This is a genomic window from Pseudomonas sp. JAI111, assembly GCF_024809425.1.
Lineage (GTDB): Bacteria > Pseudomonadota > Gammaproteobacteria > Pseudomonadales > Pseudomonadaceae > Aquipseudomonas.
In genome coordinates this window covers 405,992-423,237 of the sequence record NZ_JANUCB010000003.1, presented here as the reverse complement: position 1 = coordinate 423,237, position 17,246 = coordinate 405,992, and the positions used below count along the sequence as shown (strand labels likewise).

Annotated in this window: 19 protein-coding genes; 12 read left to right on the top strand and 7 right to left on the bottom strand. The window is 59.8% G+C overall.

Features of this window, described 5'->3' with window-relative positions:
- Positions 1-41: 41 nt before the first annotated feature.
- Positions 42-287, bottom strand: a complete 246-nt coding sequence (locus HNR03_RS12880; protein ID WP_210641984.1) for a TIGR02647 family protein — start codon at positions 285-287, stop codon at positions 42-44.
- Between the two features lie 228 nt (positions 288-515).
- A complete protein-coding gene (locus tag HNR03_RS12875; protein ID WP_007894899.1) occupies positions 516-800 on the bottom strand; it encodes a hypothetical protein in 285 nt (94 codons plus the stop codon).
- A 124-nt stretch (positions 801-924) separates the two neighbouring features.
- Here HNR03_RS12875 and HNR03_RS12870 point away from each other — a divergent pair, with 124 nt between their 5' ends.
- Positions 925-1,584, top strand: coding sequence for a glutathione S-transferase family protein (locus HNR03_RS12870; RefSeq protein WP_259153966.1), 660 nt, complete (start codon positions 925-927; stop codon positions 1,582-1,584).
- Positions 1,585-1,689: 105 nt separating this feature from the next.
- On the opposite strand, the gene argH is transcribed toward HNR03_RS12870, so the two are convergent.
- Positions 1,690-3,084 carry an argininosuccinate lyase gene (gene argH, locus HNR03_RS12865; protein ID WP_033060676.1) on the bottom strand — a complete coding sequence of 465 codons (1,395 nt, stop codon included), beginning with the start codon at positions 3,082-3,084 and terminating at the stop codon, positions 1,690-1,692.
- 459 nt (positions 3,085-3,543) lie between these two features.
- Between argH and HNR03_RS12855 the strand changes: the two genes are divergently transcribed.
- The 7 genes from HNR03_RS12855 (at position 3,544) to HNR03_RS12825 (ending at position 9,988) form a co-directional block, all read left to right on the top strand.
- On the top strand, positions 3,544-4,290 hold the full coding sequence (locus tag HNR03_RS12855; RefSeq protein WP_090178171.1) for a LytTR family DNA-binding domain-containing protein: 747 nt from the start codon (positions 3,544-3,546) through the stop codon (positions 4,288-4,290).
- A gap of 138 nt (positions 4,291-4,428) precedes the next feature.
- On the top strand, positions 4,429-5,370 hold the full coding sequence (gene hemC, locus HNR03_RS12850; protein WP_222588964.1) for a hydroxymethylbilane synthase: 942 nt from the start codon (positions 4,429-4,431) through the stop codon (positions 5,368-5,370).
- On the top strand, positions 5,367-6,134 hold the full coding sequence (locus HNR03_RS12845) for a uroporphyrinogen-III synthase (protein ID WP_259153965.1): 768 nt from the start codon (positions 5,367-5,369) through the stop codon (positions 6,132-6,134). The genes hemC and HNR03_RS12845 overlap by 4 nt, the downstream gene beginning before the upstream one ends.
- A 16-nt stretch (positions 6,135-6,150) precedes the next feature.
- The gene (locus HNR03_RS12840) at positions 6,151-7,305 is read left to right on the top strand and encodes a uroporphyrinogen-III C-methyltransferase (protein ID WP_222588962.1); all 1,155 of its coding nucleotides are present in this window, start codon (positions 6,151-6,153) and stop codon (positions 7,303-7,305) included.
- On the top strand, positions 7,302-8,540 hold the full coding sequence (locus tag HNR03_RS12835; protein ID WP_259153964.1) for a heme biosynthesis protein HemY: 1,239 nt from the start codon (positions 7,302-7,304) through the stop codon (positions 8,538-8,540). The genes HNR03_RS12840 and HNR03_RS12835 overlap by 4 nt, the downstream gene beginning before the upstream one ends.
- Positions 8,541-8,804: 264 nt before the next feature.
- Positions 8,805-9,353: a disulfide bond formation protein B gene (locus HNR03_RS12830; protein WP_259153963.1), complete on the top strand. Its 549-nt coding sequence runs from the start codon at positions 8,805-8,807 to the stop codon at positions 9,351-9,353.
- 176 nt (positions 9,354-9,529) lie between these two features.
- Positions 9,530-9,988, top strand: coding sequence for an Rsd/AlgQ family anti-sigma factor (locus HNR03_RS12825; protein ID WP_064680385.1), 459 nt, complete (start codon positions 9,530-9,532; stop codon positions 9,986-9,988).
- Positions 9,989-10,067: 79 nt separating this feature from the next.
- Here HNR03_RS12825 and HNR03_RS12820 read toward each other — a convergent pair whose 3' ends face one another.
- Positions 10,068-10,733, bottom strand: a complete 666-nt coding sequence (locus HNR03_RS12820) for an FKBP-type peptidyl-prolyl cis-trans isomerase (protein ID WP_259153962.1) — start codon at positions 10,731-10,733, stop codon at positions 10,068-10,070.
- Positions 10,734-10,925: 192 nt separating this feature from the next.
- Between HNR03_RS12820 and HNR03_RS12815 the strand changes: the two genes are divergently transcribed.
- Positions 10,926-12,074 carry an AlgP family protein gene (locus tag HNR03_RS12815; RefSeq protein ID WP_259153961.1) on the top strand — a complete coding sequence of 383 codons (1,149 nt, stop codon included), beginning with the start codon at positions 10,926-10,928 and terminating at the stop codon, positions 12,072-12,074.
- Here HNR03_RS12815 and HNR03_RS12810 read toward each other — a convergent pair.
- The gene (locus HNR03_RS12810) at positions 12,071-12,535 is read right to left on the bottom strand and encodes a TIGR02444 family protein (RefSeq protein WP_259153960.1); all 465 of its coding nucleotides are present in this window, start codon (positions 12,533-12,535) and stop codon (positions 12,071-12,073) included. The two genes, HNR03_RS12815 and HNR03_RS12810, sit on opposite strands and share 4 nt — an antisense overlap.
- A gap of 50 nt (positions 12,536-12,585) precedes the next feature.
- Between HNR03_RS12810 and HNR03_RS12805 the strand changes: the two genes are divergently transcribed.
- From HNR03_RS12805 to rhtB, 3 genes are all read left to right on the top strand, one after another.
- Positions 12,586-14,496 carry an ATP-binding cassette domain-containing protein gene (locus tag HNR03_RS12805; protein ID WP_259153959.1) on the top strand — a complete coding sequence of 637 codons (1,911 nt, stop codon included), beginning with the start codon at positions 12,586-12,588 and terminating at the stop codon, positions 14,494-14,496.
- Complete coding sequence (locus tag HNR03_RS12800) at positions 14,496-15,077, top strand: mechanosensitive ion channel family protein (protein WP_259153957.1); 582 nt, start codon at positions 14,496-14,498, stop codon at positions 15,075-15,077. The genes HNR03_RS12805 and HNR03_RS12800 overlap by 1 nt, the downstream gene beginning before the upstream one ends.
- 140 nt (positions 15,078-15,217) lie before the next feature.
- Positions 15,218-15,850 carry a homoserine/homoserine lactone efflux protein gene (gene rhtB / locus HNR03_RS12795; RefSeq protein WP_208670933.1) on the top strand — a complete coding sequence of 211 codons (633 nt, stop codon included), beginning with the start codon at positions 15,218-15,220 and terminating at the stop codon, positions 15,848-15,850.
- 54 nt (positions 15,851-15,904) lie between these two features.
- Here rhtB and HNR03_RS12790 read toward each other — a convergent pair whose 3' ends face one another.
- A complete protein-coding gene (locus tag HNR03_RS12790; RefSeq protein WP_259153954.1) occupies positions 15,905-16,648 on the bottom strand; it encodes a penicillin-binding protein activator LpoB in 744 nt (247 codons plus the stop codon).
- A 3-nt stretch (positions 16,649-16,651) separates the two neighbouring features.
- A complete protein-coding gene (lpoB, locus tag HNR03_RS12785) occupies positions 16,652-17,242 on the bottom strand; it encodes a penicillin-binding protein activator LpoB (protein ID WP_090178206.1) in 591 nt (196 codons plus the stop codon).
- Positions 17,243-17,246 lie beyond the last annotated feature (4 nt).

The following is a 17,246-nucleotide window of genomic DNA, read 5'->3' as shown; positions in this document are numbered from 1 at the left end:
AAATCCCGTGGCAGGGGTTTCCGTGGGCGATGCGTTGATGTTCAGGCTGTTTCCTGGACGCTCAGAATCGTCAGAACGGTTTGTATGTTTTGTGCGGCGTCACGACCCAGACTGGTCAGATAACCGCCATCGGGCTGGTCGATCAGTTCTTTTTCGTACAGGCGTTGAGCGGCAGCAATGGCTTTCGGGGCAGCGGTCTGATGAATTTTCAAACCTTCCTGGGAACTGTCCAGGTTGAAGAGGGCAAGGATTTCCAGTTCGGCAACCAACTCAGGGGTAAGCGACATAAGGACTCCAGACTTTCTAGGAATTGGACGACAGCGCCCCTAAGGTGAGCCCACTCGTGCGGCATGTCCAGTACCTGCATCAGGGTTTTTTCGCCTTGGGGAAGCATTCCCCGGCGGGTGCTGCGGCAGCGGGGTGCGTACCAGTGTAGTCAGGGGCTGGGGGAAGGCAGGAATGTTTCGTGACAAACTGTGTTGGGAGCGCGTTGCACGCTCCCAACGGTGTCCGATTTACTTCTTTTCCGGCGGCAATTCCGGCAGGGCACGCAGCGCTGTTTCGTACCATTCGGTGTTGAACGCGCGGTCTTCTTCCAGAATCGCGTCGATTTCTACCGCTAACACGTGAGCCATCAGGTTGAGGATTTCTTCACGCTCGTAACCCACCAGGGTCAGCTTGTTGAAGGTGGCCTTGGCCGCTGGCGGGTTGTCGCTTTCAATCTGGTTTTCGATGGCTTCGATCAGGGTGTTTTCGGCGAACTCTTCTTCGTCGATCTCGATATCAGTTGGCTCGCTCATGGCAGGCTCCTCAAGTTAAGGCGGCCAGTTTACCTGCATTCAGCGCTGTGATGCTGCTGGCAAGAATCGCCATGGCGTTCTATAAACAGGCACTGCCAACCCCGCACGGCCTGGAGGCTATGTGATGCTCAAGCTTTATGGTTTTCCCGTCAGTAACTACTACAACATGGTGAAGCTGGCGCTGCTGGAGAAGGGACTGCCGTTTGAAGAAGTGCCTTTTTATGGCGGCAATAGTCCCGAGGCGCTGGCCGTCAGCCCGCGCGGAAAAGTGCCGGTGCTGGGCGTCGAACAAGGTTTTATCAACGAAACCGCCGTGATTCTTGAATACATCGAGCAAAGCCAGGCGGGCACGCCGCTATTGCCAAGCGATCCATTCGAGCGGGCGCAAGTGCTGGCGCTGGCCAAGGAAATCGAGCTGTACATCGAGTTGCCTGCTCGTGCCTGTTTTCCCCAGGCGTTTTTCGGCATGCAGGTGCCGGACGCGATCAAGGACAAGACCAAGGCGGAGCTGTTGCTGGGGTTTGCTGCCTTGGGCAGGCACGGCAAATTCGCTCCTTATGTGGCGGGGGAGCATCTGAGCCTTGCCGATTTGTATTTCCTGTACAGCGTGCCACTGGCCTGTGCGGTGGGGCAGAAGCTGTTCGATATCGATCTGCTGGCCGATATGCCGGGAGCCAAGGCGCTGCTGGAGCGTCTGGAGCAGAATCCGAACGTGAAGAAAATTGCAGCGGACAAGGAAGCGGCGATGCCAGCGTTTATGGCGATGGTCGCGTCCAAAAAGTGAGTTTTGTAAGCTTCTGAAGTCAGTCATCGCGAGCAGGCTCGCTCCCACAAGGATCACGCTGAACCTGTGGGAGCGAGCCTGCTCGCGATGTTCTTGGCTTTTGCCTTAACGGCTGGCGAGCAGCGCCTGGCCGCGCGCCACTGCCTTCTTGACCTGCGCCGGCGCGGTGCCGCCGATATGGTCACGGGCATTGACCGAGCCTTCCAGGGTCAGCACGGCAAATACATCCTGATCGATCTGGTCGCTGAACTTGCGCAGCTCTTCCAGGCTCATTTCCGCCAGGTCTTTACCGCTTTCCACGCCGTACTTCACGGCATGACCAACGATTTCGTGGCAGTCACGGAACGGCAGGCCACGACGCACCAGATAATCGGCCAGGTCGGTGGCGGTGGAGAAACCGCGCAGGGCCGCTTCGCGCATCATCGCGTGCTTGGGCTTGATCGCCGGGATCATGTCGGCAAAGGCCCGCAGCGAGTCGCGCAAGGTGTCGGCGGCGTCGAACAGGGGTTCCTTGTCTTCCTGGTTGTCCTTGTTGTAGGCCAGTGGCTGGCCTTTCATCAAGGTCAACAGGCCCATCAGGGCGCCGAACACACGGCCGGTCTTGCCGCGAACCAGCTCTGGCACGTCCGGGTTTTTCTTTTGCGGCATGATCGAGCTGCCGGTGCAGAAACGGTCCGGCAGATCGATGAACTGGAATTGCGCGCTGGTCCACAGCACCAGCTCTTCGGAGAAGCGCGACAGGTGCATCATCGCGATGCTCGCGGCCGAGCAGAACTCGATGGCGAAGTCGCGATCGGACACGTTGTCCAGCGAGTTGCCGCCGACGGCGTCGAAGCCCAAAAGCTGAGCGGTGTATTCACGGTCGATCGGGTAGGTGGTGCCGGCCAGCGCCGCGCTGCCCAATGGCATGCGATTGGTGCGCTTGCGGCAGTCGACCAGGCGTTCGTAGTCGCGGCTGAGCATTTCGAACCAGGCCAACATGTGGTGCCCGAAGGTCACCGGCTGTGCGGTTTGCAGGTGAGTGAAGCCCGGCATGATGCTGCCCGCTTCGCGCTCGGCCTGTTCCAGCAAGCCTTTTTGCAGGCGGGTGATTTCGCTCAGGATCAGGTCGATCTCGTCACGCAGCCACAGGCGGATGTCGGTGGCCACCTGGTCGTTACGGCTACGGCCGGTGTGCAGCTTTTTACCGGTGACGCCGATGCGGTCGGTCAGGCGCGCCTCGATGTTCATGTGCACGTCTTCGAGGTCGATGCGCCAGTCGAACTGGCCGGCCTCGATTTCACCCTGGATGGTCTTCAGGCCATCGGTGATGCTGTCGCGCTCGGCATCGGTCAGCACGCCGACCTTGGCCAGCATGGTGGCGTGGGCGATCGAACCCATGATGTCGTGGCGATACAGGCGCTGGTCGAAAGTGACGGAGGCGGTGAAGCGGGCGACGAAGGCGTCGACGGGTTCACTGAAGCGGCCGCCCCAGGACTGATTGGTCTTGTCAGTGCTCATGAATTCGCTCGTATCGGCTGGAGAAAAATGTCGTTGGAAGCTGTCGCGGATAATAACAGGGTTGCCAATCCTGTCGCTGACACTGGTCGACACGTTTTTTTCTCATCCCCCGGTCCATACTCAGGACAGGCCTTGTGGGAAATTGCACAACGATATTTTTCAATTGAGCAATATCGTCTCGGCAACCGTCTACAGTTGGACAGTAGGATCAGCGCACTTCTGGGCGCTGCCGCTGACTATAAGAAGAGGGGTGTTCATATTGTGTATCGGCAATCCCTACGGCGATACCTCGCTAACGCGGGCCAGAGCCTCCAATTATTCGGCAGTTGAAAATTTAGCCGCCGGTCTCGCGGCACTTTTTGGCCCTCGCGCCAGTCTTAGCGTGGATCGCGGTGACGGACGTCACTTCCCCTGTCTACGCTATCCTTGTGCGAGACTCACGCAGGAATCCAGCGCAATATGAATGTCCTGATCGTTGATGACGAACCCCTAGCCCGCGAGCGCCTGAGCCGAATGGTTGGCGAACTTGAGGGATACAGTGTCCTGGAGCCCAGCGCCACGAACGGCGAAGAGGCGTTGGCGCTGATCGACAGCCACAAGCCGGATATCGTGCTGCTCGATATCCGTATGCCGGGCCTTGATGGCCTGCAAGTGGCTGCCCGGTTGTGCGAACGCGAAACCCCGCCCGCCGTGGTGTTTTGCACCGGGCCCGATGAATTTGCCGTGGAAGCCCTGCAGGCCAGCGCCGTGGGCTATCTGGTGAAGCCTGTGCGAACTGAACATTTGCAAGAAGCATTGAAAAAAGCCGAGCGGCCCAATCGCGTCCAGCTCGCAGCCCTGACCCGTCCTGCCGCCGAAACCGGCAGCGGCCCGCGTAGCCATATCAGTGCCCGTACCCGTAAAGGCATTGAGCTGATCCCCTTGGGTCAGGTGGTGTACTTCATTGCCGACCATAAGTACGTGACCTTGCGCCACGAAGGCGGCGAAGTACTGCTGGATGAGCCGCTCAAGGCCCTTGAAGATGAGTTCGGCGATCGATTCGTGCGAATCCACCGTAATGCACTGGTCGCTCGCGAGCGTATCGAGCGCCTGCAACGCACGCCTCTGGGGCATTTTCAGCTGTTCCTCAAAGGCCTGAACGGTGACGCCCTGATCGTCAGCCGTCGCCATGTGGCCGGCGTGCGAAAAATGATGCAACAGCTTTAATACGCTGTTCGCAGGCGGATTTCATACCCGATTGCTGGACATTCCAGGCCAGGGAGGCCGCGCAGTGTCTGATACAAGTCAAAGTGGATTTGGCTGAGCTGTTATTATCCGCCGTATCTATTCAGTACGGATTGATCCATGTCCTCTCGCGAAATCCGCATCGCCACCCGCAAAAGTGCTCTCGCCCTGTGGCAGGCCGAATACGTCAAAGCCCGTCTGATCGAGGCCCATCCGGGTCTGCTCGTGACGCTGGTGCCCATGGTCAGTCGCGGCGACAAGCTGCTCGACTCGCCGCTGTCGAAAATCGGTGGCAAGGGCCTGTTCGTCAAGGAACTGGAAACCGCGCTGTTGGAAAACGAAGCCGACATCGCGGTGCACTCCATGAAAGACGTGCCGATGGACTTCCCTGAAGGCCTCGGTCTGTTTTGCATCTGCGAGCGCGAAGACCCGCGTGATGCCTTCGTCTCCAACACGTTTGCCAGCCTGGATGCGTTACCACCGGGCAGCATCGTCGGTACGTCGAGCCTGCGTCGCCAGGCCCAATTGTTGACCCGTCGCCCGGACCTGGAAATCCGTTTCCTGCGCGGCAACGTCAACACCCGTCTGGCCAAGCTCGATGCCGGCGAATACGACGCTATCATCCTGGCGGCGGCCGGCCTGATTCGCCTCGGCTTTGAAGATCGCATTACCTCGGCGATCAGCGTCGACGATAGCTTGCCAGCCGGTGGCCAAGGCGCAGTCGGTATTGAATGCCGCAGCGCCGACAGCGAAATCCACGCGTTGCTGGCGCCGCTGCATCACCAGGACACCGCCACTCGGGTGATCGCTGAACGCGCTCTCAACAAACATTTGAATGGCGGCTGCCAAGTGCCGATCGCCTGTTACGCCGTGCTTGAAGGCGAGCAACTCTGGTTGCGCGGCCTGGTGGGCGATCCGAGCGGCGGCCTGTTGCTCAGCGCCGAGGCCCGTGCGCCGCGCGGTGACGCAGAAGCCTTGGGCGTACAAGTCGCCGAAGACTTGCTGAGCCAGGGTGCCAACGACATCCTCAAAGCGGTCTACGGCGAGGCAGGTCACGAGTGACGGGTTGGCGCCTGCTGCTGACACGCCCTGCGGATGAGTCAGCGGCGTTGAGTGGCGCGTTGGCGCAAGTGGGGATTTTCAGCAGCAGCTTGCCGCTTTTGGAAATAGCCCCGATCCCGGTCTCTGACACAATGCGCGACGTCATTCAGGGGCTGAACCGGTTTGACGCGGTGATCGTGGTCAGCAAGCCGGCCGCTCGAATCGGCGTTGACTTGCTCAATCGATATGGGCCGCAGCCACCAAGCCCAAGCTGGTTCAGCGTGGGCGCGGCGACCGCGCAGGTTCTCGCGGAAAACCGGTTGAATGTGAGTTTTCCTGCCGAGGGCGATGACAGTGAAGCCTTGCTTGAACTTGCGTCGTTGCGCGAGGCTGTCGTTCGACCCTTTTCACGCGTGTTGATCATGCGCGGGGAGGGTGGTCGTGAGTTGCTGGCTGAGCGTTTGCGCGAGCTTGGTGCTAGTGTCGAGTATCTGGAGTTGTACCGTCGGGGGCTGCCTCAGTACCCGCCGACGGCGTTGCCTGACCGGATTGAAGCGGAACGCTTGAACGGGCTGGTGGTCAGCAGTGGACAGGGTTTTGAGCACCTGCGCCAATTGGCGGGTGATGCCTGGCCTGCGCTGGCGCGATTGCCGTTGTTTGTTCCAAGCCCCAGGGTCGCCGAGCTGGCACGTGCCGCCGGGGCCCTGACAGTTGTGGATTGTCGTGGCGCCAGTGCCGCGGCTTTGCTGACGGCGTTGCGGGAGCATCCCGAACCCGTTTTTTAATGCAAAGGATGGATACGTGAGCGAAACAGCCTTGCCTAAAGATGACGTCCAGCCGGTGCTTGATACGCCGGTTGATGCACCGGTTCAAACACCACCACCCGCTGCTGTGCAGCGCCGGGGCAATGGGCTGGCAATCGTCGCGCTGCTGTTGGGCGCTGCCGGTGTTGCCGTAGGCGGTTGGGGTGTCTGGCAGGTGCGTCACCTGCAAGCCAATACCCAGCAGCAATTGAGCCAGGTCCAGGCGTTGAGCGATCAGGCGCAAAGTCTGAAACTTAACGAGCAGCGACTGAGTGCGCGCCTTGAGCAACTGCCCGCGGCCGAGGAACTGGACGCTCGCAGCCGTCTGGTGATTCAGCTTCAAGCAGATCAGCAACGCCTGAACCAGCGTCTGGAAACCGTCCTCGGTGCCAGTCGCAAGGATTGGCGTCTGGCCGAAGCGGAACACTTGTTGCGTCTGGCCAGCCTGCGCCTTTCCGCGCTGCAGGACATCAGCAGCGCTCAGGCCCTGGTGCAGGGCGCCGATGAAATTCTTCGTGAACAGAATGACCCGGGTTCCTTTGCCGCTCGCGAGCAAGTGGCCAAAACCCTGGTGGCTCTGCGCAGCACCGAACAACCGGATCGCACCGGACTGTTCCTGCGACTGGGCGCTTTGCGTGATCAGGTCATTAACCTCACTGAGCTGGCGCCCGAGTACAAGGATCGCGGTGAGTCGTTGTTAGGCCTGACCGCCGATGGCGACGGCGCCAGTCGTTGGGCGCAATGGTGGGATCAGATTTCGCGCTACATCCGTATCGACTTCAATGCCGACAAGAACATTCGTCCGTTACTGGCAGGGCAGAGCCTGAGTCAGGTGCGTCTGGCCCTGAGCCTGGCGCTTGAGCAAGCGCAATGGGCCGCGCTCAATGGTCAGGCCGCGGTTTATACCCAGGCGCTGGCCGAGGCGCGTGACGTACTGAAAGGCAATTTCAACCCGGACAACCCGCAAAGCAAAGTCATGCTTGAGCAGGTGGGCGAGTTGAGCAAGCAGCCGGTCACCGTCATTACGCCGGACCTGACCGCAACGTTGAGCACGGTGCAGGGTTATCTGGAGCGCCGCAATGTGAACGCCGAAGATTCGATCAAGCCAATGGCCAAACCTGCTGCGAACGCTGCGCAGGAGGCCACGCCATGAAACGTCTCTATGTGATCGTGTTCCTGGTCATCGCGGCGGCCGCCGCGCTGGGCCTGGCGATCGCCGAGCATTCCGGTTACGTGTTGATCGCCTACAGAACCTTTCGCTATGAATCGAGCCTGTGGGCAACCCTGGCGCTGGTCGCGGTGCTCTGGCTGGTGTTCTGGGGTATCAAGGCGTTGATCGGCCTGGTGACGACGTCCAGCGGCGTGGTCAATCCCTGGTCCCGACGCAATCGCAGTCGACGGGTCCAAGTGGCGATCGAGCACGGCCAGCTGGACCTTGCCGAGGGGCGCTGGGCCAGTGCGCAGCGTCATCTGCATCGCGCCGCCGAAGCCGAGCGCCAACCGCTGCTCTACTACCTCGGCGCGGCGCGTGCCGCCAATGAACAAGGTCTTTACGAGGAAAGCGACAACTTGCTGGAGCGCGCCCTTGAGCGTCAGCCCCAGGCCGAACTGGCCATCGCGTTGAGCCATGCCCAGTTGCAGACCGATCGAGGCGACACCGAAGGCGCCCTGGCGACGCTGCAAGCGATGCACGAGCGCCATCCTCATAACGTCCAGACCTTGCGCCAGTTGCAGCGCCTGCACCAGCAGCGCGGCGATTGGTCGGCAGTGATTCGTCTGCTGCCGGAGCTACGCAAGGATAAAGTCTTGCCACCCGCCGAACTGACCGAGCTGGAGCGCCGGGCCTGGGGTGAAAACCTTACGCTGGCGGCGCGTCAGGACGAGGACGGCACGGTCGGTCTGCAATCGCTTAATCGCGCCTGGCAGCAGCTCACTTCAGCTCAGCGCCAGGAGCCACAGCTGGTGCTGGCCTACGCCGAGCAGTTGCGGCAGTTGGGCGCACAAGTCGAAGCTGAAGAGGTTCTGCGCACGGCCCTCAAGCGTGAGTACAACAGTCACCTGGCGCGTCTCTACGGCCTGGTTCGCGGCAGCGATCCGGCGCGTCAGTTGCACACTGCCGAAGGTTGGCTCAAGGATCACCCGGCAGACCCGAGCCTGTTACTGACACTCGGCCGCTTGTGTCTGCAAAGCAGTCTGTGGGGTAAGGCGCGGGACTATCTGGAAAGCAGTTTGCGGGTGCAGCGCAATCCCGAGGCGTGTGCCGAACTGGCACGGTTGCTCGCGCAACTGGGCGACACGGAACGCAGCAACCAGTTGTTTCAGGAAGGTCTGGGGCTGCTGGATGAGCGTTTGTTGGCGGCACCGCTGCCGGCTCCCGTTTACGCCTGAAACCGGTGCCCCGTAGCTGTAGCATTGCGCAGCTACTACCGGGACGAGAGTTGATTTTTGAGCCCGTTCTTCGACCTGAAACGGCTTGAATGTTTGGTGCTGTAGTCCCTGATAGGCATCGTCCTACAGGGGACTACACCAAGTCCTCTAGCTTCTGTCGGGAATTCCCTACACTTTTGGTGAAGTGTCCGTGCTGGCCTGCCTTGAAAGGCTGGCGCGCTTTCCTCTACCGTAACAGCCTGTCTCTACTGTTACGGATAAGCCATGTTTTTGGCCTGCTCACGCTCCTTGTTTTTCATGGCTTTCATTGCAGGTGCCCTGGCCTTGGGTGTTTCCTATTACCTGGAATATGCGGTCGGTCTCAAGCCTTGCGGATTGTGCCTTTTGCAGCGACTTTGCCTGGCATTGTTCGCTGGTGTCTGCCTGGTGGGTTCGGTACATGGCCCCGGTCGCTTCGGGAACTTCCTCTATTGGCTACTCGGTCTGTTCTGCAGTCTTGCGGGTACGGTCACCGCGTGGCGACAGGTTTTACTGCAGAGCGATCCGTTGCAGCTCTCGGCTTGTCCGGTCAATCCCGGGGGGGGTTATGAGGACTTACCGTGGTTGTGCCAAGTGACGAAAATGTTCAACGGAGACGCGGATTGCGCAGAAATCTCCTGGACGCTGTTCGATTTGAGCCTCCCGGAATGGAGTCTGCTGCTGTTCATGGCGATGACGATCCTGGGGATCTATCAGCTGCTGCGCATTGTCTGGCTTGCCTGCAAACGACCGCTCAGCGGCACGTCGTCGCACCGGGCGCCGGCGGGAGATTAAACACTTGTATGAACTTTATCTCCTGCGTACCTTGAAGCCATTGTCGCGCGGGCATAATCTGGCCCGCACGTGTCATTGGAATTATGTTGCTCGATGACGCTCTGCCTGATCGTTTCTTGATTTCAAGTCTGCGACAGGTGTAGGGCAGCATGACCCACAAGGGAAGAGAGATCACCATGCTCGAAAGTTGTCAGAATGCTCAGGAACGTTGGGGTGGAGTGCATCTGCTGATCGATCGCTGGTTGCAGGAGCGTCACGAACTGGTTCGAGCCTACGATGCTCTCGGTGCCAAGCCAGAGGCTTTGGGCGAAAATCGAAAACCTTTGCAGGAATTTTGCGGAGTGCTGGTTGACTACGTGTCTGCCGGGCACTTCGAGATCTACGAACAGCTGACCGGGGAGGCCAAAGCCTTCAACGACAAGCGTGGTCTGGAACTCGCAGAGACCATTTACCCGCGCATCGATGTCATTACCGAGAAGCTGCTCGCGTTCAACGATCTGTGTGATGCAGGCAAATGCGTCGCGGAGAAATTCAAGGAGCTGGGCGGGCTGTTGCACGAGCGCTTCGAGTTGGAAGATTGTCTGATCGAAGTGCTGCACACCGCTCACAAGGAAGAGGACTCGGTTCAGGCCTGAGCCTTCCCTGCAAGATCCTCCCTCCCAAAGGGAAGCTGAAAAACGGTGCGCGATGCGCGCCGTTTTTCGTTTCTGGCTATCAGCTCGTGACGCCGCGCAATTCGACTTCAAACACCAGCGGCGTAAACGGCGCGATCAGGTCGCCGGCACCGTCCGCGCCATAGGCTTGAGACGATGGAATCACCAGTCGCCATTTCGCGCCGACCGGCATGTTTTGCAAGGCGCTGCGCCAGCCGCTGATTACGCTGTCGAGACTGAACCATTGCGGCTTGCTGTTCTGGTCGAACACGGTGCCGTCCGGAAGGCGTCCGATATACACCACTTCGACCTTGCCGTTAGGGCCAGCCTTCGCTCCAGTGCCCGGCGCCAACTCCGTCAGTAAAATTCCATCCGCCAGTTCGCGAACACCGGGCCTGGCTTTTTCCTCGGCGAGAAAATGCTGCTCTTTTTCAAGCGCAACTTCACTTTGCGGGACGGAGGACTGCTCGGCGACTTGCGCTTCATGCAGGGCAAGAATCTGTTCAATCTGCTCGTCTTTCAACGCCAGCGGTTTGCCTTGGTAGGCTTGCTGCAAGCCGTCGAGCAGTGCCTGGATTTGCAGGTCCGGAACCTCTTGGCGCAAGCGTTCGCCCAAGCTCGCACCCAGGCTGTAAGCGAGATCGTGAGCGTCATTTGCAGTGGTTTTTTCCGCGGCCTGGGCAACGGAAAAAAACACGCACAGCGATAAAAAAAGGTAGCGCGACATGGGCACTCTCCGACCTGAGATGCGGTGGATTATGCCAGTGTGAAAGCGCTCGAAGGTAAACTGGTTTTGCGCAAGTGCAGAAGATTTTCGATTCGTTGCAACGCAGCGCTTTCGATACTGTCAACATGCCCTAGCGGCGGTGTCTGCAGAGGTCTAGTATGAGCCGCACCCACGTCAGCCAGGAGGTAAACCATGTCGGCCACCAAGAAGCCAGTAAATACCCCGTTGCACTTACTCCAACAACTCTCGGGCAGTCTGCTCGAGCATTTGGAAACCGCTTGTTCGCAAGCCTTGGCTGATGCTGAAAAACTGCTCGCCAAACTGGAAAAGCAGCGCGGAAAAGCGCAGGAGAAATTGCACAAGTCCCGTACCAAATTGCAGGACGCCGCAGCAGCTGGAAAAGCCAAGGCGCAAACCAAAGCCAAGGATGCGGTGAAAGAACTTGAGGACTTGCTCGATGCCCTCAAAGATCGTCAATCCGAAACGCGCAGCTACATTCTGCAACTCAAGCGCGATGCTCAAGAAAGCCTGAAATTGGCCCAGGGCGTCGGTCGTGTACAAGAGGCTGTCGTCAAGGCGTTGTCCCTGCGTTCGGCCAAGCCAGCTGCGGCACCGGCCAAGAAAGCTGCTGCCAAACCGGCTGCTGCAAAAGCACCGGCCAAGCCTGCTGCCAAGGCACCGGTGAAAGCTGCAGCCAAGCCTGCGGCAAAACCGGCGGCAAGAAAACCAGTCGCTGCCAGCGCTGCCAAACCAGCTGCTAAAGCGACGGCTGCCAAACCTGCCGCCAAGCCAGTTGCTGCAAAAACAGCCGCTGCTAAACCAGCTGCAAAAACCGCTGCTGCCAAACCGGCTGTAGCGAAAACCGCAGCGGCAAAACCAGCTGCTAGATCGGCCGCAAAACCAGCCGCGAAAACTGCTGCTGCCAAACCTGCTGCCAAGCCAGCCGTTAAAGCAGCCGCTGCCAAACCGGCTGCTAAAACTGCAGTTGCAAAACCGACTGCCAGAACTGCTGCTGCCAAACCTGCTGCCAAGCCAGCCGCGGCAAAAACCGCTGCAGCCAAACCGGCTACAAAAGCTGCGGTAAAACCCACCGCCGCAAAACCAGCTGCAGCTAAACCCGCCGCTGCGAAGCCAGCTGCAAAACCTGCAGCCAAACCAGCCGTGAAAAAGCCGGTCGCTACTGCCAAGCCAGCCACTGCGCCAGTTACAAAGCCAGCGACTTCGACTCCGGCACCTGCTGCATCGGCTGCTCCGGCGCCAGCAACAACCTCGACAACTACGCCTGCGCCAACGCCAGCCGCCGCGTCGAGCACCAGCACCACCCCAACCAGCGCTTCCTAAGTGCCGGTTGCCGCGACGCGCAGCTGATGCAGCGCGTCGCGGTCCAGGTGTGCGGCGCCTGCCGCCACACCTTCCAGCCAGGCCGTTGAGTCGGTCGCCTCATACTGCGGCCAACTCTGCGCCAAACGCTCCAGCCGCGACAACAAATGCCGTTCGGCTTCCATCTCCAGTGTCTTCACTTGTTCGCGTAATTCATCCAGCCCGGCGTCCTCGCTCGCGGCGGCTTTCCATTGTCGGCGTAAAGCTCGCAACGGTTGCACGACCTCCGCGTCCCAAGGCCCGGCTACGTCGCGAAGCTGCTGCAAGCGTTGTTCGTTACAGGTCACGCCACGTTCTTCCAGCCACAACCCGCACAGCAGCAGGCACACGTTCACCCCCGCCGACTGTAAGTGCAGGCACGAACGTTCAACGCCGGGACGGGCGTAGGTGGTCAGGGAAAAGCTCCACAGGTCAGAGGACATAGTGCTACTCGCGCCAGTTGCGAGCGAAGCTGGTAGACTCCGCCGCCATTATGATTCGACTTCAGAACCTGACTTTACAGCGTGGCCCTCAACGTCTGCTAGAAGACGCTGAGCTGACCCTGCACGCCGGCCACAAAGCCGGCCTAATCGGTGCCAACGGCGCCGGCAAATCGAGCCTGTTCGCCTTGATCCGGGGTGAACTGCACCCGGACTCGGGTGACTGCTTCCTGCCGGCCGACTGGCGCATCGCCCACATGCGCCAGGAAATCGAGACGCTCGAACGCCTGGCGGTCGACTACGTGCTCGATGGCGACCTGCGCCTGCGTGAGGTGCAACGAGACCTCGCCGCGGCCGAAGCCGCGCATGACGGCGCGGCTCAGGCCCGCCTGCACTCGGAACTCGACAGCGCCGACGGTTACACCGCCGATGCCCGAGCCCGCAAACTGCTGGCCGGCCTCGGATTCACCAATGAACAGATGGATCGCCCGGTAGGAGATTTCTCTGGTGGCTGGAGGATGCGTCTGAACCTGGCGCAGGCTTTGATGTGCCCATCGGACTTGCTGCTGCTCGACGAACCGACCAACCACTTGGACCTCGACGCCATCATCTGGCTCGAAGAGTGGCTCAAAAGCTACCCCGGCACCTTACTGTTGATTTCCCACGACCGGGATTTCCTCGATGCCGTGGTCGATCACGTCGCCCATGTTGATCAACGCAAAATCACCCTGTATCGCGGTGGTTACAGCGCCTTTGAACGCGCCCGTGCCGAACGTCTGGCGCAGCAACAGCAAGCCTACGAGAAGCAACAGGCGCAACGCGCGCACATGGAAAGCTACATCGCCCGCTTCAAGGCCCAGGCCACCAAGGCCCGTCAGGCGCAGAGCCGGATCAAGGCGCTGGAGCGGATGGAAGAACTGTCCGCCGCCCACGTCGATTCGCCGTTCGACTTCGTCTTCCGCGAATCGCAGAAAATCTCCAGCCCATTGATTGATTTGTCGGATGCTCGTCTGGGTTACGGCGACAAAGCGGTGCTGGAGAAGGTCAAGCTGCAACTGACTCCGGGGGCGCGGATCGGTTTGCTCGGGCCAAACGGCGCCGGTAAGTCGACCCTGATCAAAAACCTCGCCGGTGAACTCGAACCGTTGTCCGGTCGCCTGACGCGCGGTGAGAACACCGTCGTGGGCTACTTTGCCCAGCATCAACTGGATTCTCTGGACTCCAAGGCCAGCCCGTTGCTGCACTTGCAGCGCCTGGCGCCGACCGAACGCGAGCAGACCTTGCGCGACTTCCTCGGTGGTTTCGACTTCCGTGGCGCGCGTATCGATGAACCGGTGCTAAATTTCTCCGGTGGTGAAAAGGCCCGCCTGGCCCTGGCCTTGATTGCCTGGGATCGACCGAACCTGTTGCTGCTCGACGAACCGACCAACCACCTGGACCTGGAAATGCGCCTGGCGCTGACCATGGCCCTGCAGGAATTCAGTGGCGCGGTATTGGTGGTCTCCCACGATCGTCATCTGCTCAAAAGCACCACTGACAATTTCTACCTGGTGGCCGACGGCAAGGTCGAGGAGTTCGACGGTGACCTGGAAGACTACGCCCGTTGGCTGGTCGACTACCGTCAGCGCAATGCCCCGGTCAGCAATACCCCGGTCAATCCGGACAAGACTGACAAGAAAGCCCAGCGCCAGGCCGCTGCTGCGTTGCGTCAGCAACTGGCGCCGCACAAGCGCGAAGCTGACAAGCTTGAAGCCGAGCTGGGCAAGCTGCACGAGAAGCTGGCGAAGATCGACACGAGTCTTGGCGACAGCGACATTTACGAACCAGCACGCAAGAACGATTTGCGTGACCTGCTGGCGGAACAGGCCAAGCTGAAGGTGCGTGAAGCCGAGCTGGAAGAAGCCTGGATGGAAGCCCTGGAACTGCTTGAAAGCATGCAGGCGGAGCTGGAGGCGCTGTCCTGATGGAAGCCTTCAAGCTGCCACTGCCGGCGGTGTGGATCGAGCCGATCTGGCTCGTCGCGCAAATCCTGTTGATCCTGCTGGCCGGCTACGTCGCCCAGCGCTTCGTCGCCAAATGCCTGACCCGTCTTGGGGATCGCTACCCGTTTCCGCCGCAGTTGCTCATGCCGCTGCGCGGCGGGTTGCGCTGGCTGATCATGGGCAGCGCGTTGATTTTCGTGCTGGAACGCCTTGGCGTGTCGGCGACGGTGCTCTGGACGGCGTTGTCCGGGTTTGTGGCCGTCGCTGCGGTGGCGTTCTTCGCCATGTGGAGCGTGCTCTCCAATCTGCTGTGTGCCGTTTTGATCTTCACAGTTGGCCCGTTCCGCCTCGGCGATGTGGTCGAACTGGTGGACACCACCGACAAGCCTGGCGTCAAAGGTCGGGTCGTGGCGATCAATCTGCTTTACACCACGCTGATCGAAGCGCAAGAGCTCGGCACTGGTAGCGCCATGGTGCAAGTGCCCAACAGCCTGTTCTTCCAGCGCTCGGTTCGACGCTGGCGCGGCAGTGATGTGATTCCTTCGAGCGGGTTTGAGAAGTAGGTCTTCTGATAGACCGCATTTGCGAGCCTGAAGCCGTAAACACTGGTCGGCAGCCGCAACATCCTGCAAAAAATCGGTGGTCATCGGCCCAAAGCCGCATTAGCTTAGACGTCTGATACGAGTCTGAGTCGAGGTGTGCGATGGAGCTTCAAACATGGCTGGCGTTTTTTGCTGCCTGCTGGGTGATCAGTTTGTCTCCCGGTGCCGGCGCCATTGCGTCGATGTCCAGCGGTCTGCAATACGGTTTCTGGCGTGGTTACTGGAATGCGCTGGGCCTGCAAATAGGTCTGGCGGTGCAGATCGCGATAGTTGGCGCCGGTGTTGGCGCGATTCTCACGGCGTCTGCTTCAGCTTTTTACGCGATCAAATGGTTTGGCGTGGCGTACCTGGTGTACCTCGCGGTCAAGCAATGGCGCGCGCTGCCCAGCGACATGAGCGACGACGCGGCGGTGCGCCAGATTGGCAAGCCGATGGCGTTGGTGTTCCGGGGATTCCTGGTCAACATCAGCAACCCCAAGGCGCTGGTCTTCATGCTGGCGGTGTTGCCGCAGTTCATTGATCCGCATGCTCCGCTGCTGGCTCAGTACCTGATCATCGGCGTGACCATGGTCTGCGTTGACCTGATCGTCATGGCCGGTTACACCGGGCTGGCGTCGAAGGTATTGCGCTTGTTGCGTACGCCCAAACAGCAAAAACGCATGAACCGCACGTTTGCCGGTCTGTTCATTGGTGCTGCGGCGTTTATGGCGACTCTGCGCAAAGCGGCGGTGTAAAACCATCAGCCATACAAAAGGCGACCCGAGAGGTCGCCTTTTTCGTTCCAGGGTTCAGCGCAGAATGACTGGCGCGGTATCCGGCGGCAGGTCATTGCGTGGTTCTGGTTGCCCCGACGGTACATACCTGCCATCCCCGAGCTGTTCGATCAATTGGCGAGCCACGTCCTCTCCCAAGGACCTGGACACGTCCCGCACCACTCGCGGGCGGTTCAGCGATACGTGGATATCACGATCATTCACCAGTTTAATGTCCTGGGCTTCTCCCATGGCGGTGAACGCCGAGGTGATCTCGTACGTCCTGGTGTTGATCAGGCTGAAATCCGCGACCAGAGTGAGTGCCAGCACTGCCGAATAGCCGTCGGTCATGGCCAGTTCATTCATGTCCTCGGTGAAATCGATGTCCGACAGTGTGCCGAACAACACGTATTCGGCCCCTTCAAATTGGCCAGCCTTGATGCGCTTGATCACGTCGTACACATCGCTTTTGGCGCTGGCGGTGTAGGGCGTGCCTTGAATTAACTGGAACCTGCCGGTCTTGAGCATCTGGCCTTTGATGTCGCCACTGAAACGACGGATTTCGGTCTGTTCCAGATAGCTGTTCTGCGTCGTGTACTCGTCATAGCTGGACGAGCCGCTGGCCCCGTAATAATCCTGCTGATGGTTGTCCCGGGCCGAGATCACGTGGACGTATTGATCCACGCTGGCTTCGTAGGCAAGGTCGGTAACGGCGATTTTCGGGCCTGCCTGGGCGCTAACGGCGCAGGCCAGGGCCATGATGCCAATCCATGCACGCATTGCTTAGCGCTCCGTGGTTTTGCGGATTTCTTTCTCGTCCATCCACTCGGCCAGCCCGCTTTCGACGTCGACCAACTGCAGGCTGAATTTGTAGAAGACGTCCTTGTAGTCGTTGCTGCGCTTGATGATCGAACTGATCGAGCCTTCCAGGCGGTAGCGGGCAGCGATCATGTTGCCGGTTTTGGCCACCGTGCTTTTTTTGTACAGCCCGCTCTGGTTCTGCAATTTGAGGTGGTCGACCTGGCTCTGCATGTCCGTGTTGTCGCTGGCAAAGCGCGCGGTGCCGGAACGCATCAGTTGGGTCTTGATCGACGTGGTGATCTCGCGGGTATCGATGTACTCGCTGGTCTTGTTCATCACGTCGTAGACCTGAACCACCGGCCGCCCTTTCAGAACGCCTGACTGCGCGAGCGAGCGGGTCATACTTTCAGCGATCATCTGCAGGTCGGTCGAGCCGAATTCGTTGGTCACCAGTTCAACAGCTTTCGGGTCGCCGTAGCTGATGTTGCCACTGCCCAGCACAGGCGAGCGATTCTCGGCGCAGCCACCGATCAGCAGCGCGGCCAGGGTCAGGGACGAAACGCGTAAAAACATGGGC

What these genes read in the sequence shown, in the direction of transcription:
- HNR03_RS12880 (WP_210641984.1), bottom strand. Translation starts at nt 287, where the DNA reads ATGTCGCTTACCCCTGAGTTGGTTGCCGAACTGGAAATCCTTGCCCTC.
- HNR03_RS12875 (WP_007894899.1), bottom strand. Translation starts at nt 800, where the DNA reads ATGAGCGAGCCAACTGATATCGAGATCGACGAAGAAGAGTTCGCCGAA.
- HNR03_RS12870 (WP_259153966.1), top strand. Translation starts at nt 925, where the DNA reads ATGCTCAAGCTTTATGGTTTTCCCGTCAGTAACTACTACAACATGGTG.
- argH (WP_033060676.1), bottom strand. Translation starts at nt 3,084, where the DNA reads ATGAGCACTGACAAGACCAATCAGTCCTGGGGCGGCCGCTTCAGTGAA.
- HNR03_RS12855 (WP_090178171.1), top strand. Translation starts at nt 3,544, where the DNA reads ATGAATGTCCTGATCGTTGATGACGAACCCCTAGCCCGCGAGCGCCTG.
- hemC (WP_222588964.1), top strand. Translation starts at nt 4,429, where the DNA reads ATGTCCTCTCGCGAAATCCGCATCGCCACCCGCAAAAGTGCTCTCGCC.
- HNR03_RS12835 (WP_259153964.1), top strand. Translation starts at nt 7,302, where the DNA reads ATGAAACGTCTCTATGTGATCGTGTTCCTGGTCATCGCGGCGGCCGCC.
- HNR03_RS12830 (WP_259153963.1), top strand. Translation starts at nt 8,805, where the DNA reads ATGTTTTTGGCCTGCTCACGCTCCTTGTTTTTCATGGCTTTCATTGCA.
- HNR03_RS12825 (WP_064680385.1), top strand. Translation starts at nt 9,530, where the DNA reads ATGCTCGAAAGTTGTCAGAATGCTCAGGAACGTTGGGGTGGAGTGCAT.
- HNR03_RS12820 (WP_259153962.1), bottom strand. Translation starts at nt 10,733, where the DNA reads ATGTCGCGCTACCTTTTTTTATCGCTGTGCGTGTTTTTTTCCGTTGCC.
- HNR03_RS12815 (WP_259153961.1), top strand. Translation starts at nt 10,926, where the DNA reads ATGTCGGCCACCAAGAAGCCAGTAAATACCCCGTTGCACTTACTCCAA.
- HNR03_RS12810 (WP_259153960.1), bottom strand. Translation starts at nt 12,535, where the DNA reads ATGTCCTCTGACCTGTGGAGCTTTTCCCTGACCACCTACGCCCGTCCC.
- HNR03_RS12805 (WP_259153959.1), top strand. Translation starts at nt 12,586, where the DNA reads ATGATTCGACTTCAGAACCTGACTTTACAGCGTGGCCCTCAACGTCTG.
- HNR03_RS12800 (WP_259153957.1), top strand. Translation starts at nt 14,496, where the DNA reads ATGGAAGCCTTCAAGCTGCCACTGCCGGCGGTGTGGATCGAGCCGATC.
- rhtB (WP_208670933.1), top strand. Translation starts at nt 15,218, where the DNA reads ATGGAGCTTCAAACATGGCTGGCGTTTTTTGCTGCCTGCTGGGTGATC.
- HNR03_RS12790 (WP_259153954.1), bottom strand. Translation starts at nt 16,648, where the DNA reads ATGCGTGCATGGATTGGCATCATGGCCCTGGCCTGCGCCGTTAGCGCC.
- lpoB (WP_090178206.1), bottom strand. Translation starts at nt 17,242, where the DNA reads ATGTTTTTACGCGTTTCGTCCCTGACCCTGGCCGCGCTGCTGATCGGT.